20 protein-coding genes are annotated in these 15868 nt (G+C 69.9%); 11 read left to right on the forward strand and 9 right to left on the reverse strand.

Features of this window, described 5'->3' with window-relative positions; genetic code table 11:
- Window position 1 precedes the first annotated feature (1 nt).
- On the reverse strand, window positions 2–241 hold the full coding sequence (locus P3T34_RS09810; RefSeq protein ID WP_280665624.1) for a hypothetical protein: 240 nt from the start codon (window positions 239–241) through the stop codon (window positions 2–4).
- A 217-nt stretch (window positions 242–458) separates the two neighbouring features.
- Between P3T34_RS09810 and P3T34_RS09815 the strand changes: the two genes are divergently transcribed.
- The gene (locus P3T34_RS09815) at window positions 459–1193 is read left to right on the forward strand and encodes a GntR family transcriptional regulator (protein ID WP_280665625.1); all 735 of its coding nucleotides are present in this window, start codon (window positions 459–461) and stop codon (window positions 1191–1193) included.
- A gap of 96 nt (window positions 1194–1289) precedes the next feature.
- On the opposite strand, the gene P3T34_RS09820 is transcribed toward P3T34_RS09815, so the two are convergent.
- The 4 genes from P3T34_RS09820 to P3T34_RS09835 all read right to left on the reverse strand — a co-directional run bounded on the left by P3T34_RS09820 (window position 1290) and on the right by P3T34_RS09835 (window position 3890).
- A complete protein-coding gene (locus tag P3T34_RS09820; RefSeq protein WP_280665626.1) occupies window positions 1290–1505 on the reverse strand; it encodes a hypothetical protein in 216 nt (71 codons plus the stop codon).
- 153 nt (window positions 1506–1658) lie between these two features.
- Window positions 1659–2312, reverse strand: coding sequence for a vitamin K epoxide reductase family protein (locus P3T34_RS09825; RefSeq protein WP_280665627.1), 654 nt, complete (start codon window positions 2310–2312; stop codon window positions 1659–1661).
- A gap of 2 nt (window positions 2313–2314) precedes the next feature.
- Complete coding sequence (locus P3T34_RS09830) at window positions 2315–3163, reverse strand: thioredoxin domain-containing protein (protein WP_280665628.1); 849 nt, start codon at window positions 3161–3163, stop codon at window positions 2315–2317.
- A gap of 82 nt (window positions 3164–3245) precedes the next feature.
- Complete coding sequence (locus P3T34_RS09835) at window positions 3246–3890, reverse strand: hypothetical protein (RefSeq protein WP_280665629.1); 645 nt, start codon at window positions 3888–3890, stop codon at window positions 3246–3248.
- Window positions 3891–4128: 238 nt separating this feature from the next.
- Here P3T34_RS09835 and P3T34_RS09840 point away from each other — a divergent pair, with 238 nt between their 5' ends.
- From P3T34_RS09840 to P3T34_RS09880, 9 genes are all read left to right on the forward strand, one after another.
- Window positions 4129–5574: an NAD(P)/FAD-dependent oxidoreductase gene (locus P3T34_RS09840; RefSeq protein ID WP_280671932.1), complete on the forward strand. Its 1446-nt coding sequence runs from the start codon at window positions 4129–4131 to the stop codon at window positions 5572–5574.
- Window positions 5575–5603: 29 nt separating this feature from the next.
- Window positions 5604–5966, forward strand: coding sequence for a thioredoxin (trxA, locus tag P3T34_RS09845; RefSeq protein ID WP_280665630.1), 363 nt, complete (start codon window positions 5604–5606; stop codon window positions 5964–5966).
- 388 nt (window positions 5967–6354) lie between these two features.
- Complete coding sequence (locus P3T34_RS09850; protein WP_280665631.1) at window positions 6355–7410, forward strand: 2-oxoglutarate and iron-dependent oxygenase domain-containing protein; 1056 nt, start codon at window positions 6355–6357, stop codon at window positions 7408–7410.
- A gap of 106 nt (window positions 7411–7516) precedes the next feature.
- Window positions 7517–8245, forward strand: coding sequence for a MerR family transcriptional regulator (locus tag P3T34_RS09855; protein WP_280665632.1), 729 nt, complete (start codon window positions 7517–7519; stop codon window positions 8243–8245).
- A gap of 113 nt (window positions 8246–8358) precedes the next feature.
- Window positions 8359–9546, forward strand: a complete 1188-nt coding sequence (locus tag P3T34_RS09860; protein WP_280665633.1) for a sulfotransferase — start codon at window positions 8359–8361, stop codon at window positions 9544–9546.
- Window positions 9547–9584: 38 nt separating this feature from the next.
- Entirely contained in the window at window positions 9585–10058 is a 474-nt protein-coding gene (locus tag P3T34_RS09865) for a GNAT family N-acetyltransferase (protein ID WP_280665634.1), read from the forward strand.
- Window positions 10059–10900: 842 nt separating this feature from the next.
- The gene (locus P3T34_RS09870; protein ID WP_280665635.1) at window positions 10901–11551 is read left to right on the forward strand and encodes an HAD family hydrolase; all 651 of its coding nucleotides are present in this window, start codon (window positions 10901–10903) and stop codon (window positions 11549–11551) included.
- A gap of 123 nt (window positions 11552–11674) precedes the next feature.
- Entirely contained in the window at window positions 11675–12040 is a 366-nt protein-coding gene (locus P3T34_RS09875) for a hypothetical protein (protein ID WP_280665636.1), read from the forward strand.
- A gap of 209 nt (window positions 12041–12249) precedes the next feature.
- Window positions 12250–13032: a hypothetical protein gene (locus P3T34_RS09880; RefSeq protein WP_280665637.1), complete on the forward strand. Its 783-nt coding sequence runs from the start codon at window positions 12250–12252 to the stop codon at window positions 13030–13032.
- Window positions 13033–13069: 37 nt separating this feature from the next.
- Here P3T34_RS09880 and P3T34_RS09885 read toward each other — a convergent pair whose 3' ends face one another.
- Genes P3T34_RS09885 through P3T34_RS09895 form a run of 3 tightly spaced genes read right to left on the reverse strand, consistent with a single transcriptional unit; the run spans window position 13070 to window position 14379 of the window.
- Window positions 13070–13267: a hypothetical protein gene (locus P3T34_RS09885; protein ID WP_280665638.1), complete on the reverse strand. Its 198-nt coding sequence runs from the start codon at window positions 13265–13267 to the stop codon at window positions 13070–13072.
- A gap of 58 nt (window positions 13268–13325) precedes the next feature.
- Window positions 13326–13517, reverse strand: coding sequence for a hypothetical protein (locus P3T34_RS09890; RefSeq protein WP_280665639.1), 192 nt, complete (start codon window positions 13515–13517; stop codon window positions 13326–13328).
- 10 nt (window positions 13518–13527) lie between these two features.
- Window positions 13528–14379, reverse strand: coding sequence for a helix-turn-helix transcriptional regulator (locus tag P3T34_RS09895; RefSeq protein ID WP_280665640.1), 852 nt, complete (start codon window positions 14377–14379; stop codon window positions 13528–13530).
- Window positions 14380–14648: 269 nt separating this feature from the next.
- On the opposite strand from P3T34_RS09895, the gene P3T34_RS09900 reads away from it, so the two are divergent.
- The gene (locus tag P3T34_RS09900; protein WP_280665641.1) at window positions 14649–15092 is read left to right on the forward strand and encodes an ATP-binding protein; all 444 of its coding nucleotides are present in this window, start codon (window positions 14649–14651) and stop codon (window positions 15090–15092) included.
- A gap of 58 nt (window positions 15093–15150) precedes the next feature.
- Here the strand turns inward: P3T34_RS09900 and P3T34_RS09905 are convergent, their stop codons facing one another.
- Window positions 15151–15825 carry a DUF4232 domain-containing protein gene (locus P3T34_RS09905; protein WP_280665642.1) on the reverse strand — a complete coding sequence of 225 codons (675 nt, stop codon included), beginning with the start codon at window positions 15823–15825 and terminating at the stop codon, window positions 15151–15153.
- Window positions 15826–15868 lie beyond the last annotated feature (43 nt).

Below are 15868 nucleotides of genomic sequence, written 5' to 3' on the forward strand. Positions count from 1 at the left end.
CTCAACTCTGCTGCTTGTCACGGGCATCCAGTCCCTCAAGGATCAGTTCGGCAATCATTACGACCACATCCGACCGGGCCCGACCGAGATCGACCAGGACTTCGCCGGTCAACACCGACTGCCAGTCGACACCCACGGACGGCAGCGCCACGCCGGCCCGCGCGAGTGCCGAGCCCAACTTTCCTACTGCGAACGCCGCCTGCTTCCGTCTCGCCGCTGTGATCTCGCTCAGTCGTGACATGCGAACCTCCATCCCATCTCGGACCTCCCCGTTGGGCCCCATCTGCTCGCGCACCACTGCCGTACTCACCCGGCATCAGGGAAGCAGGAAAGTGCGCCAAGTCTCCTAGAGCACCAGGGAGGCGATGTAGCGCAAAGCTACCGGTGCGCTACAACGCGGGAGTACGCTTGTCGGTGTCCTAGGTCACTGACTGCCCGTCACATCACAAGGGGCCCCCATGGCAGGTACAGGCTCAACCTTTTCCCGGATCGCCGACCACTACCGTCAGGCGATACTTGCCGGCGAGCTGGAGGCCGGGACGCGGCTCCCGACGCAGCGGGAAATGTGCCAGCGTTGGAACGTGGCCAGCGCCACCGTGGGCCGCGCCCTTCAGGCCCTTCAGGTCGAAGGCTATGTACGAACGTCGCCTCGCGGCACCTTCGTTGCTGATGAGGCCGCAGTGACCGGCTCGGGACGTGACCGGCTGCTCCAGGTCCAGCGCATCCAATCCAGCCTGATGGGCGGGGAGACCTGCACGGTCACCGTGGCTGAGCTGGGGGTACCTCCGCTTTACGTGCAAGATCTCTTCAACCTTGACCCGGGCGACCAGCTGGTGAGGCGGGAGTTCGTCACGGGCAAGGGCCGCCAACGCACCATGTACCAAGGGGTCTACTATCCGGCAGAGTTTGCTGCCATGGTGCCGGACCTGCTGAGCAAGGCCGCCGGGAAGAACGCGGGAATCCTCGGCAAAGTACTGGTAGTCAGCGGGCGCACCATCACGCATGCCAGGGATGACATGCACGGGCGGGCGGCGAACGCCCGGGAGGCATCCGCGCTCGGGATCGCGGTGGGCTCCCCGATCCTGGCCGGTGTGCACCGCTGGTCGGATGAGGACGGGATCATCGAGTACGGAGAGTGGTGCATCCCCACCAGGTTCACCATCGGCTACGAGTACAACCCGCAGCGTCCGTAGGTTCAGCCGTGAACGCCCTCATCGGACGCAACCCCACCGGCGCACTGGTCGTGCCCCGGGCCCGTGAGGTGGCGGGGCCGGGGCAGGGTCGTTCGGTCAGTGGGACACGGTGACGGACGGGCTGGCCGGGGTGCAGGTCCTGGGGGTGGTGTCGTGCAGGTGTCCGGCGAGCCAGAATCCGCTGAGGAGACCTGCGATCGCGAGGACCTTGTGCCGGTTCTGCTTCCACCATGACGGTGTTCCCGCCGCCATGAAGCGCAGTTGCGTGTACTCGGGATGCGCGCTGGGCGGCGCGTCCTTGAACAGTCCCATTGTCTGGTGAACCTCCTCTCCCCATCGGGAGGTTCACGACCATAGGGCCCGCGCTGCCTTGATCGCAGAGATTTAATCCCCGCAGCGCCGCGGGCCGACCGGCATCACGACACCGGTCGGCCCGCGCGGCAAAGCCGGCTGGTAGCTAGCTACCTAGATCAACGTGCTCCAGTACGACCAGAAGCGGTTGAGCACCAGCAGCAGGATCCCCGCGTACCAGAGCACCGGCACCACCCAGTGGTAGCGGTTGAGTTCGCGGACCACCGGCTGCAGGCGCCGGCCGACCGGGATCACCCCGGTGCGCAGGTTGTGCAGGGTGGTGTACCAGAAGAGCGTGATCGTCGCGGCCCAGACCACCATGCAGTACGGGCAGACCGCGCCGATCGAGTAGAGCGTCTGCCCGATCAGCCAGTGGATCAGCACGATGCCGAAGACCGTGCCGGCCTGCAGCCCGAGCCAGTACCAGCGCCGGTACCGGGCGCCGCCCAGCACGCCGACGCCGGTCGCCACCACCACCGCGAAGCCGATCAGGCCCAGCAGCGAGTTGGGGAATCCGAAGACCGAGGCCTGCGCGGTGCGCATCACCGAACCGCAGCTGATGATCGGATTGATGTTGCAGCTCGGAACGTAGTTCGGGTTCTGCAGCAGTTTGATCTTGTCAGTGGTCAGCACGAACGCGGCGGCCAGGCCCACGGCCCCGGCCACGCACAGCACCCACGCGTAGCCGCGCGACGGCGCCGCGGGCGCGGCAGCAGCCGTACGGGCGGGCACGACGGCCTCGGTGCCGGCCTCGGTCTCGGATCTCATCGTCAGCCGCCTATCTGCTGCTTGATCATGGCCGTGTACTGGTCCGGGGTGATCGGGCCGCTGTTGCCGAAGACGTTCAGCGCCTTGCCGTCGAGCTTGAGGGTCGGGGTGCCGGTGACGCCGCTGGTGTTGAACTGCGCGGCGACCTTCTGGGCCCACGGCATATACGTGTTCGCCTTGACGGCGGCGGTGAAGGCGTCCATGTTCAGACCCGGCACCTTGGCGGCCAGGCTGATCAGGGTGTTGACGTTGCCGAAGCCGTCGGTCTGCTCGTCGGGCTGGTTGGCGTAGAGGACGTCGTGGAACTTCTTGAAGTCGTCCACGCTCTGGTTCAGCGCCGCACCGGCCGCGGCCAGGGCGTTGATCGAGCCGGTGCCGCCCAGGTTGTCGTCCAGGAAGGCGGCGACGTGGTAGTCGATCTTGTACGTGCCGTTGTCCGCGAGCTGCTGGACGGCCTGGCCGTCGGTGGTCTCGAACTTCTGGCAGATCGGGCAGCGGAAGTCCTCGTACACCGTGAGGGTGTGCGCCGCGTCGGCCTTGCCGTAGGTGATCACCGTGCCGTCGCCGGTGGTGTTCGCCGGGGTCACCACCTGGGCGTTCGCGGCGGCCGAGGCGCTGCTGCCCGACTTCTTGCTCTTCGCGTCGTTGACCGCCCACACCGCGCCGCCCGCGATCGCGACCACCAGGGTGGCCGAGACGCCGAGGACGATCCGGCGCCGTATCGCCTCGGAGCGCTGCTCGCGCATCCGGGCCTCGTAGGCGCGCTGACGGCGGTCGTTCTGCTGCTCGGAGGGGTTGCCCGGCTTCGGGTTGTTCTTGCTGGGGTTGTTGCTCTTGGCGTTGTTGGCCATGGGAAAGCGTCGGTCCTGTCCGCGAAGGATGAGTGGGGGCCGGCGGCGCATGCTGCGGGCCGTCCCCGATCGCGGGGAGGGCTCAGCAGGCGAGCGCGTAGGCGGCCGGCGGACCCCGGCGGCGGGACGGGCCGAGCGGCAGGTCCTCGGCAGGCGCGTGCTCGGGCCGGGGCTCGGGCAGTGGCACGCCGGGCGAGGGACGGGCGGGCACCGGGGCGAGCAGCAGCAGCGCCAGCAGCCGGCCCGGGCTCAGCCGCGCCAGCGTGCGCAGCAGCTGCGGCAGCCGCGACAGCGCGGCCTCCGCCAGGCGCAGCCAGAGCGCGGCGAGCAGCGTGGCGGCCACGTGCACGGCCAGCAGCGCCAGCTCCACCAGGGCGGGTGCCAGGGTGAGCCCGGTGCCGTCGCCGGCGCCGACCGAGCCGCCGCCGCAGACCATCAGGTCCAGGCCGTGGGTGCGGGTCGGGCGGGGGCAGGCGTCCTGGCCGAGGTTGAAGGTGGTGTTGAGCAGCAGCTCGACGGGCAGGAAGAGCGCCGCGATCTGCAGGAACCCGCGCTCGGTGCCGGAGAGCAGCACGGCCAGCAGGAAGACCACCCCGCCGGCGGCGACCAGCAGGTTCACCGGCAGCGCACGGCCGGTGACCAGCACATGGCCCAGTGCGGACAGCGGAACGGCCAGCGTCGCGAACACCGTCGCGCGCAGAGCCCGGGTCACGCTGCTGCCTGTCACGTTTCGGAGTATGCCATGCGCATCCGGGCTAACACGAGGGTCCGTGAGCGAGCTCATGACACCTTCATCTTCGGGCTGATGTACGGGCTGATCGGCCTGCGCGCCGGGCCGGGGTGGCCCAGGATGGGCTCGACAGTGCTGTCGACTTCCCCGAGGAGTGCCCCGCGTGAGCACCGAGCCCAAGCCTGAGCACAAGCCCGAGCAGAAGTCCGAGCCGCAGCCCGAGCCGTACGACGTCGTGGTCCTGGGCGGCGGCCCGACCGGCGAGAACGTCGCCGACCGCACCCGGGCCGCCGGGCTGAGCACCGCCGTGGTGGAGAGCGAGCTGGTCGGCGGCGAGTGCTCGTACTGGGCCTGCATGCCGAGCAAGGCGCTGCTGCGTCCGGCTGCGGCCCTGGCGGCCGCGCAGGCCGTCGCGGGCTCGCGCGAGGCGGTGACCGGGACGCTGGACGCCGCGGCCGTGCTGGCCCGCCGGGACTCCTTCGCCTCGAACTGGAAAGACGACGGGCAGGTCTCCTGGCTGGAGGGGATCGGCGCGGTGCTGGTCCGCGGCCAGGGGCGGCTGGACGGCCCGCGTCGGGTGGTGGTCCGCACGCCGGAGGGCGGCACGCGGGTGCTCACCGCCCGGCACGCCGTCGTCGTCTGTACCGGCAGCCGCGCGCTGCTGCCCACGGACGTCCCGGGGCTGGCCGAGGCCGCGCCGTGGACCAGCCGGGAGGCCACCAGCTCCCCCGTGGTGCCGCGTCGCCTGGTGATCGTCGGCGGCGGGGTGGTCGGGGTGGAGATGGCCGCGGCCTGGCAGGCGCTCGGCTCGCGGGTGACGCTGCTGGTGCGCGGCGGGGGGCTGCTGCCGCGGATGGAGCCGTTCGCCGGGGAGCTGGTCGCCGCCGGCCTGACCGAGGCTGGTGTGATCATCCGCACGGGCGTCTCGGTGACCTCGGTGGAGCGCGAGGACGGCGTACTGACCGTCCGCCTCGACGCCGGTGACGGCCTGGAGGCCGAGGAGCTGCTCTACGCCACCGGACGCGCGCCGCGCACCGATGACCTGGGCCTGGAGACGGTGGGCCTGACCCCCGGCGCCTGGCTGGAGGTGGACGACAGCTGCGCGGTGCGCGGGGTCGAGGGCGACTGGCTGTTCGCGGCCGGGGACGTCAACCACCGCGCGCTCCTCACCCACCAGGGCAAGTACCAGGGCCGGATCGCGGGAGCGGCGATCGGCGAGCTGGCGCACCGCCGTCCGCTGGACACCGCCGCCTGGGGCGCGCACGTGGCCACCGCCGACGCGGCCGCCGTGCCGCAGGTGGTCTTCACCGAGCCGGAGGCCGCCTCGGTCGGGCTGACGGCGGCCGCCGCCGAACGGGCCGGGCTGCGGATCCGGGTGGTCGACTACGACCTCGGCCGGGTGGCCGGGGCGTCGCTGCAGGCCGACAACTACCGCGGCCAGGCCCGCATGGTGGTGGACGAGGAGCGCGGCTGCGTGGTGGGCGCCACCTTCGTCGGGCCCGGCGCGGGCGAGCTGCTGCACGCCGCGACGGTCGCGGTGGTCGGCCAGGTGCCGCTGGCCCGGCTCTGGCACGCGGTGCCGTCCTACCCGACGGTCGGCGAGATCTGGCTGCGGCTGCTCGAGACCTATCGGGACACCTCCCGGGACGCCGGGGACACCTCTCGGGACGCTGCGGAATAGCGGGCGGGCCTCGGGCTGTTCACGCCTGCATGACTACAGTCGAGCTCACCAAGGACAACTTCAACGACGTCGTGTCCAAGGACTCCTTCGTCCTGATCGACTTCTGGGCGTCCTGGTGCGGTCCCTGCCGCAACTTCGCCCCGGTCTACGACAAGGCTGCCGAGAACCACCCCGATCTGGTCTTCGGCAAGGTGGACACGGAGGCGCAGCAGGAGCTGGCCGCCACCTTCGAGATCACCTCGATCCCCACGCTGATGATCGTGCGCGAGGGCGTGGTGCTCTTCTCGCAGCCCGGCGCGCTGCCGGCGCCGGCGTTGGAGAAGCTGATCCAGCAGGCGAAGGCGCTGGACATGGACGAGGTGCGCAGCTCGGTGGCGGAGCAGAGCTCCTGAACCGCTGCTGAACCCCTAGCGCGGAGCAGAGAGCTGCTGAACCTCCAGGAGCAGAGCCGCTGAACCCCTGAGTGCTGAGCCGTGGGCGAGAATGTCCGATCTGTCTATCGACGCCCTACCGGACCGGCCCGCATAATCCTGGAGCATGCATGCCAAGTGCCGCCCGCCTCCGGCCCTCGTCTACGCTGGTTGACGTGCTTCTCCTAGTCAGCCGTCGCCACGTGGACCTGCTCCGCGTCACGAGCATGTCCTGTCGACGCTCCCGCTGACCCCTCACCCTCCCCTTTCAGGACCCCGGCCCCGGAAGCACGGCCCAACTCCGCCGCGCTTCCGGTGCTCCCGGCCACCGCCGGGACCGACCGGGCCTCACCCAGCGGATGTCACCCTCATGTCGCAGCAGCACACCTCCACGCAGCACACGTCCACGCAGCACACCTCCGCACCGGCCAACGAGCTTCCGGTGATCGACCTCTCCGCCGCCTCCGGCACCCCCGAGCAGCGTGCGGCGCTGCACGCGGACCTGCTCAAGGCGGCCACCGGGGTCGGCTTCTTCCACCTCACCGGTCACGGCATCACCGCCGCCGAGACCACGGACCTGACCAGCGCGATGCACGCCTTCTTCGCCCTCCCCGAGGCCGACCGGATGGCGATCAGCAACCTCAACTCACCGCATTTCCGGGGTTACACCAGGATCGGTGACGAGCGCACCGGCGGCCGCAGCGACTGGCGCGACCAGATCGACATAGGCGCCGAACTGCCCGCGCACCGCCCCGCCCCCGGTGAGCCCGACTACTGGTGGCTGGAGGGCCCCAACCAGTGGCCGGCCGGTCACCCCGAGCTGCGTGCCGCCGCCCTGCACTGGATCGAGCGGCTCAGCTCGGTCGCCGAGCTGCTGCTGCACGAGCTGCTGACCGCCATCGGCGCCCGTCCGGACTTCTACGACTACGCCTTCGCTGGCCACCCGCATCTGCGCCTCAAGCTGGTCCGCTACCCCGGCAGCGCCCCGAACGGCAACGGCCAGGGCGTGGGAGCGCACAAGGACTACGGGTTCCTGACCCTGCTGCTCACCGACAGCGTCCCCGGCCTGCAGGTGGAGCGCGCGGACGGCAGCTTCCTGGACGTGCCGTCGATGCCCGGCGCGTTCGTGGTCAACCTCGGCGAGCTGCTCGAAGTCGCCACCGACGGCTTCCTCAAGGCCACCAACCACCGGGTGGTCAGCCCGCCCGGGGGCCGCGAGCGCTACTCCGTGCCGTTCTTCTACAACCCGCGGCTGGACGCGCACATCGAGCCGCTGGACTTCCCGCACGCGCACCACGCGCCGGGCGCCACCGAGGATCCGGCCAACCCGCTCTTCGCCGAGTTCGGGCGCAACGAGCTGAAGGGATACCTGCGCGCCCATCCCGAGGTGGCCCGCCGGCACCACGCCGACCTGCTGGTCAGCTGATCCGGCCCTCGCGTCCCGGCCGTTGCCACATTTAGGGCTAGTGCCTCCTGGTGGGACAGTCACACTGCTACTGTCACAGCAGGACTGTCCCACCAGGAGGCGCCCCATGTCCGCGAACCGGCCGGCCGCGCCCCTGCGCCTGACGGTGGACGAACTCGCCGCCCGGGCCGGGGTGACCGTGCGGACCCTGCGCTTCTACAGCGGCCGCGGCCTGCTCCCACCCCCCGAGCTCGGCCCGCGCCGGGTCGGCCTCTACGGCGCCGAGCACCTGGACCGGCTGGAGCTCATCGAGGAGCTGCAGCGGCTCGGCCTCACGCTGGCCGCGATCGAGCGCTACCTCGACCAACTCCCGGACGACCTCAGCGCCTTGGACCTCGCCATCCACCGCGCGCTGATCGCGGTCTGGGCCCCGGAGACCGCCGAGCAGGCGAGCGTCGAGCAGCTCTCCCGCCGCACCGGACGCGAGCTCTCGCGCGCCGACCTGGACCAGCTGGTGGCCATGGGCGCCCTCCAACGGACCGACGACGAGGGCCTGTTCACCGTCGACCCCGGCCTCCTCCCGCTGGGCGCACGGGTGTTGGACCTGCCGATCCCGCTGGAGACCATCGTCACCGCCCGCGCCGTGGTCCGCCTGCACAGCCGAGCCGCCGCGCAGGAGCTGAACCGGCTGTTCCGCGAGACCGTCTGGAAGCCCTTCCGGGAGAGCGCGCCGGCCGCCGCCGAAGTCGACCGCATGCGCGAACTCACCGGCCAGATAGAGCCGTTGCTGACCCAGGCCCTGGTCACCGCGTTCCACCGCTCGCTGGCCGAACAACTGGCGGAGGGCAGCGGGTAGTCGGCAGCGCTTGATGGCGGAGGGGAAGGTTGCCGGGTCGGCACGGTGGGTAGCCACGGCGGGTAGCCTGCGCCAACTCCTGGACACCGCGCCTCCGGAAGGAACCCGACCCCGTGTCGTCCGCCCCGCTCGCCCTCACCCTGGCCAATCTGCTGCTCCGGCCGGGCTTCGGCTCCCGGCGCCTCCCCGACCGGACCTTCGACCGGCTCGTCGCCACGACCGGGCAGGCGGAGGGGGACCAGCAGTTCGTCGACGACTTCCGGTCGCTACTGCGCCACTGGGCGGGCGACGAGAACCTCACCCCGGTCGGCTGGGTGTCCGCGCAGGCGCACGTCCGCAGGCATCTCACCAACCGGACCCGGATCCGGCAGTTGATCGCCGAACACCCCGAGATCGAGCGGGAGCCCGTCGAGAAGCCGGTGTTCGTGGTGGGCCTGCCACGCACGGCCACCACACTCACCCACAGCGTGCTGTCCCTCTCGGACGAGCACCGCTGCCCGCTGCTCTGGGAGTTGCTCACACCCGACCTGGACGCGCCACCCCGGCAGCGGCAGCAGGCGGTGACCGCCGCGCGCCGGATGGTCGGCGGAATCGACCTGTTCGCCCCGCGCTTCCGCGACATCCACCCCCTGCACGCCGAGGGCCCCGACGAGTGCACCTTCGCGCTTCCGCACACCGTCATGCCGCTCTCCCAGGCCCGCATGCCCGAGTACCAGGCCTGGCACTACGAACGGGACTTCGTCCCCGACTACCGCCACCTCAAGCAGGTCTTCCAGGTGCTCCAGTACGGCCGTCCCCGACGCCGCTGGGTGCTGAAGTCCCCCATGCACCTGGAGAACCTCGACGCGCTGCGCACCGTCTTCCCCGACGCCACGATCGTGTGGACCCACCGCGACCCGGTCGCCGTCGTGCCGTCGTTCTGCAGCCTGGTCGAGCACGGCATGGCCATCACCGTCCGCCCCCTCGACCTGCACGGCATCGGCGCCACCTGGCTCGAACTGCTGAGCCGCTCGATGGCACGGGGTCTCGCGAGTCGGGCCGCGGTCCCCCGGGAGGCGCTGGTGGACGTCCCGTACTCCTGGCTCGGCACCGACCCGGCCGCGGGTGCCCCGAAGCTCTACGAGTCCATCGGCGCCCGATGGACCGCCGCCGACGCCGCCCGGCTCCCCGACGTCACCGCCCGCCCCAAGGGCACCCGCCCCCACCGCTACGACCTGGCGCGCTACGGCCTGACCCGCGCGGACGTCGAGTCGGCATTCGCCGACTACAACTCCCTGCGGGCCGAGGTCGACCAGGCCTGAGCTCTCTCCGCCGGCCGCTGGCCTTGTAGATTCCTGCTGTGACTGAAGACAGCAAGACGAGCGTGCGGCTCGCGGGCACCACGGACGCGGCGGCGATCGCCACCATCCACATGACCTCCCGTGCGGCGACCATGCCGTACCTGCCCCCGCAGAAGCGCACCCACGACCAGGTGACCCGGTGGGTCGAGGACGTCCTGCTCAAGGAGTCCCGCACCTGGGTCGCGGTGCGCGACGCGGAGATCCTCGGCTACGCCGCCGTCGAGGGCGACCTGCTCGGCTACCTCTACCTGCGCCCTGACACTCGCCGCCAGGGCGTCGGCACGCTGCTTCTGGAGGAGGTCAAGCAGCACAGCCCGGGCGGGGTGTCCCTGCACGTCTTCCAGCAGAACACCGAGGCCCGCGCGTTCTACGAGCACCACGGCTTCACGGTCCTCGACACCAACGACGGCGACCGCAACATGGAGAACCTCCCCGATATGACCCTCCGCTGGACACCCGACAACACGCGGTGAATGGTCAAGCGGTGGGGCGGACGGCGTGTACGAGGAGCTCCCGGCCGCCCATGGTGGAGGGCCGCCACTCGGCCCGGATGGCGGCGAATCCTCCACGTCCGGCAGCAGGTCCGCGTCGAACTGCGGCCCGGCGCTCCCGCCGTCGGGCAGCACCGCCCGTTCGAGTACGCCGAGCACCAGTCGGCCCCCCGGTCGCAGGACCCTCAGCACCTCAGCCAGCGAACCGACCCTGGGCTGCCAGAGCTGCGCACTGTTGGTCGCGAACACAGCGTCAAAAGCTGCGTCGTCCCACGGAAGTGCGGCAGCTGTGCCCTCCCGGAGCTCCACCCGCCCGCCGAACCGCCGGACCCGCCGCCGCGCCGCCGCCACCATGGCGGACGAGGGGTCGATGCCCGCGACCCGTACCTCCGGTGCTGTCCGCGCCAGGGCCACCAGCCCGACGCCTGGACCGAATCCGATCTCCAGCACCCGTTCACCCCGCACCGCAGCCACTTCGGCGACAACGGTCTCCACCTGGGACTTGTTGATCACCGCCATCAGCCCGCCGACCAGGCGGCCGACCACTCCCTTGGGCATCGCGAACTGCCGCGTGAGATCCATGGCCCTCAGCCTCGCATAGAAGGTGTCACCCCGGGCGACGGGCTTCGCGACGTGCAGGTATGCGCACGCCCAACGGCGCTCGCCGACGAGGGCGATGGCGCACGGGCAGAGCAACTGCGTGAGCGGGCCCAGGAGCTGGCGTTCTCCATGGCGCGCTGAGCGAGGCGAGTGCGGGCGGGCGGGCGGCCCGCATCGCGCCGGATCACCGCTGCGGTGTCACCCGGCGGCCGTATGCTGCGGGGATGATCAAGCCGATTGAACTGGTGATATTCGACTGTGACGGGGTGCTGGTCGACAGCGAGCGCATCGCCGCGCGCGTCCAGGTCGCGCTGGGGGCGGAACTCGGTTGGCCGCTGACCGAGGACGAGGTCATCGACCGGTTCATCGGACGCTCCAGTGTCTCCATCCGCGAGCAGGTCGCCGCGCGCCTCGGTGAGGAGACGGCCGCCACCTGGTGGGAACGCTTCGAACACCTCCACCGGGAGGCGGTGGACGCCGGGTTGTCCCCCATCGAGGGGCTGCCCGAGGCCCTGGACTCGATCGACCTGCCGACCTGCGTCGCCTCCAGCGGCTCCCACGAGAAGATGCGCCACACCCTCGGTCGTACCGGCCTGTACGAACGCTTCGCAGGTCGCATCTACAGCGCCAGCGAGGTCTCCCACGGCAAGCCTGCCCCTGACCTGTTCCTGCACGCCGCACGGCAGTTGGGCGTCGACCCGGCCGCGTGCGTGGTCGTCGAAGACAGCCGGCCGGGCGTCCAGGCGGCCCGCGCCGCAGGAATGCGAGCCTTCGGCTACGCGGGCGGGCTCACCCAGGCCGAGCAGCTCGAAGGACCCGACACCATCGTCTTCGACGACATGCGCAAACTGCCCGGCTTGATCGCCGAGCAGTAGCCGGGCTCGCCTCACAGGTCGCGGGCGATCTCGCAGATGAAGTCGGTAGCCAGTGGTCGTAGTCTCGACTGATCGGGAGTCGAGCCCGTGGATGGTGGCCAACAGCTGCGGGGAGGGGTGTCTGTGCTGCTGCGTGAGCGGATTCCAGTCGGTGGTTCGGCCAGGGTTTGGTGGGGGGAACTGCCAAGGAAGGAGCGGCTTCGGGTCATCAGTGAAGCCAGGCACAGTCGCGCGTACGACGATCAGCGAGTAGCCGCCATCGCGGTGGGCTGGGCATGGCAGGTCCTGGGACCGCCCGAGACACGACGGAAGCCCAGCTTGGAGCGGCTGCTCTTCATCCTCGACGTCCTGACGACCACCGCTGGCAGCACCACGGGGGTGGACATCTTCGACGGGTCCGCGACCTGGGACAGCAACCCATACGTCCGCAGCAGGGCCAAGCGGATCGAATCCGCGAACCCTGTCACGGACAAGTCCACCGTGACATGAGAAAGGCCCACTGACTGCCCGCACGCACTCTGTCGTGGTTCTGTCGCAATGCCGGCCCGCCACTGCCGGGAGGGTACGGCAGCGGGCTAGGTTCGCGTGGGGAGAAATTGATCAAGGGGTTGGGCAGCTTGAGTGGAGTATCGGCGCAGTCCGATGCTGATGGCCTATCAGCCGAGCCGGGGGACGCCGACGGGCAGAGAGCGCTCGAGGTGCCGGACAGCCTGCGGTACCTTCGGGCGGCGCTGGCCGCGTTCGGCCTGCTCGGGTGTGCCGTCGCGCTGGTGGCGACGGGCCTGTTCGAGCTGTTCAACTGGTCGGGACCCGATCAGTCGGACACCGCCGGTCTCGACCACTACGTGGAGATCTCCATCGCGTGGGTGGTCGGCATCGCCATCCTCGGCGTCAGCCAGGCCTACCAACGGCGACCGGACGGTCGGCGCCGCTCGGTGCAGTGGGTGATCTGGTGTGACTTGGGCCTGTTGCTGGCATTCCTGTGGCCGGCGCAGATCATGATCGCGGCCTGCGCCTTCGCCATCCACGCGCGGTCGCGGGCGTGGCGGGTACGCGGCGGCGTCGCGCTGGCCGGCGTCGGCGTCCTGCTCGCCGGAGCGTGGTGGGTCGTCACCGGCTATGAGGCCGAACAACCGTGGCTACCCGCACACGCCAACTCCGCCGACTCCGCAGTCGTCGGCACCTGGACCGGCACCGACGGCGGACAGATCGAACTGCACGCCGATGGTGAGTTCCGCAGCTCCAACCTCCCGTACCTGGGCCCGAACGGTCCCTGGACGCCACAGTTCACCAACACCACAGGCGAGTGGAAGTTGGGCCGGGACGGTGAATGGCCGTACGAGACGCTGTGGCTGACGGCCGCCTCCGGCGCGCCCACCGACTCCCTTGAACTCGACGTGTTCGGCGGCCCCACTGCAGCCACCCTGTGCGTCACCCTCGACCATGTGGAACGCTGCAACGACGGATTCCACCGCGGCTGACGCCGACTGCCGAGCAGCCGGGGACGGCGAGACGGCCCTACCCCTGGAGCAGATGATCGGCCTCACCGGCCTTGATGCCGAGGATGAGGGCACGGAGTGCGGCACGGGAGTCGGTAAGGGCTTGGTGTTCCTGACCGTTGACCGCGATGTAGCCGTTGCCTTCGGTGTCGGTGCCGAGACGGAAGCAGGCGTTGCCTTCTCCGCAAAAGGGATCTTCCCACGTGATCTGAGGCATCGGTCCTCCTGACCGTGGGGCCGGGACGGCAGCGACCCACCGCCCCGGCCACTGCCAACTACAGGAGATGGTCGGCTTTCCCCGCCTTGATGTCCAGGATCAGCGTCCGCAGCGCCTCCACCGAGTCGGTGAGCGGCTGGTGTTCCTGGCCGTTGACTGCGATGTAGCCGTTACCGTCCGCGTCAGTGCCGAGGCGGAAGCAGTTCCCGGAGTCCTGGCAGAATGGGTCTTCCCACGTAATTTCCGACATGGAACTTCTCCTATAGCTGTTGTGCGATGGAACGGATCAAGTCGCGAGTCTGCTCTATCGACAGTGCGACACGCTGCATCTGATCCAGATGGAGCGAAAATTTTCGCAGTTGACCTTCCAGGTGCAGAAACTCGGCAATAGTCGTTCGGTCGAGTTGCACGACATCGAGACTCGGCACGTCTCCCTTGGAGTACAGCATTGACTGTCCCGAGCCGGGAAATGCGCCAGCCGAGAATGGGACAGCCTGGACCGTGACATTCTCCCGCTCCGTCATCTCCAGGATGTAGTACAGCTGCTCGCGCAAGGCCTGGCGGCCGCCGACCTCCATGCGGAGCACTGCTTCGTGGATTATGGCGACATACGGCGGCGCATCGGGCCGGTCGAGCACCTGGCGCCGCTGGACCCGATGGGCAACCCGCGCCTCGAACTCCTCAGCCGGCAGGGGCGGGATGGCCGCATCGAACAATGCCCTTGCGAACGCCTCGGTCTGGAACAAGCCCGGGACGTGGGTCATGGTGCTCATACGGAGCCCCTGGGAGAACCATTCCAACTCGGAGATATCCAGGAAGGTCGGCGGCAGGATCCCGCGAAACTCCTCCCACCACCCCTTGGTGTGATCCGAGGCCATACGCACAAGTGCCTCGATCAACGCCGAGTCTGCGCAGTCGTAGTTACAGGCCAACCGACGCACGCGCTCGGGGCTGATCCCGTGACGCCCCGCCTCGGTACTCGTGATCACTGTCCGGTTCGTCGCCAGCACTGCCGCTGCTTGCTCAGTGGACAGGCCAGAAGCTTCGCGGAGCTTGCGAAGCTCAGCCCCGAGGCGTTGCTGACGGGCTGTTGGGTTACTCCTCGGCGGCATCTGCTCCCTCTCCCTGCATGGAGCCAAGTGTGCCTCGTCCGAGGATCTTTGGTCCATCTCCTGTCAAGACCAGGTAGCACATGTGCCCCCAATGCCCTACCTTGAGTAGCGCAGGAGCTACACACGGCAACGTCCGGAAGTGCACCGCGCGAGCATGCCCGCCTTCCCTGGGACGGGTGTGCCCGCGCCCAGGGAGGCAGGTCACCGGCGGCGCCGTCACCGCACTCGCGTGCGGTCAACTACCCGTCAAAACCCGCGAGGAGTCAGCCATGCCTGGAATCCCGCTCGCCGCTCTCCCCAACGCCGTCCCTACCGTCCCCGCCTACTGGCGGTTCCCGGCCGAGCTCGCGTCCGTCCCCCGCGCCCGGCGGGCGGTGGCGGACGCGTTGCCGCGACCCTGCAGGGCCCAACTCTCGTACGAGCTCCGGCTCCTGACCTCCGAGCTCGTCACCAATGCGATCCGGTACGGCGCCCAGGCCGACGACGGTGACGAGATGATCGAGCTCGTCTTCTGGACCGCCGACAACCACCACTGGCTCGCCGTCTCCGACCCCGGCTCTGGCCGTCCCGTCCTCCGCACAGCTGCCCCCGACGCTTGCGGCGGGCGGGGGTTGCTGCTGGTGGAGGCGCTCAGCGACGCCTGGGGCGTGGTGGCCCGCCCGACGCGCGGGAAATCCGTCGTCGCCGGAATCCGCCTACACGGGCACGGGTGAAACCGCAACGGCTGCCCGGTCGGAGGGGACCGGGCAGCCGTGGGGCAGGTCAGGTTCGTCAGCCGTGGTAGCCGACCGGCTCCAGGTACAGGGTGTCCGTGCCGCCGTCGTCCGCGGCGTTGGCGAAAGGGGCGCCCGGCCAGTCCAGCTTGACCGAGTGGGTCTCTCCGGGCGGGGTGATCGTCATGCCGGTGACCTTGATGCTGGTGTGGCCAGGGGGGTTGGTGCGGAACCAGATGACGGACTGGGTGCTCGCCCCTGCCGCGAGAGTGACGGCGCTCCCCTGGTGCCGGCCGCGCGGCACCGAGGTGGGGCCCGCACCGGTGGTCAGGTCCACTCCGGGGAAGCCGTCCAGGGTGCAACTGGCGCTTCCCTTGTTGGTGAACGAGACGCTGACCGAGGCCATGTCGGCCTCCGGCGGCGTGCCCTTGCCCACCGCCGTGGTGATGCCCAGGTTGGCGGTCGTGCACTGGCTGCCGGCAGCGGAACCGGACGGCCCCTTGCCGGCCGTCTTGGACCCGCCGGACGAACTACCCGTACCCGAAGAACCGTTGCCCGACGAGCCGTTGCCCGAAGAACCGCTGCCGCCGGTCCCGGCGCCGGCCTGCGCGGCGTTCGACTGACCGCCGCCCGTGGTGGTCACGCTGCCGCTCACGCTCCCCTGGCAGGCGGTCAGCGCCATACCCGCCACGACCGCCAACACGCTTGCCGCCATGGCACGCTGAACACGCATCTGGATTATCTCCCAAGTAAGCAAGGTAGTTCGCGGCTGCCCG

This window comes from Kitasatospora sp. MAP12-44, from assembly GCF_029892095.1.
Classification (GTDB): Bacteria; Actinomycetota; Actinomycetes; order Streptomycetales; family Streptomycetaceae; genus Kitasatospora.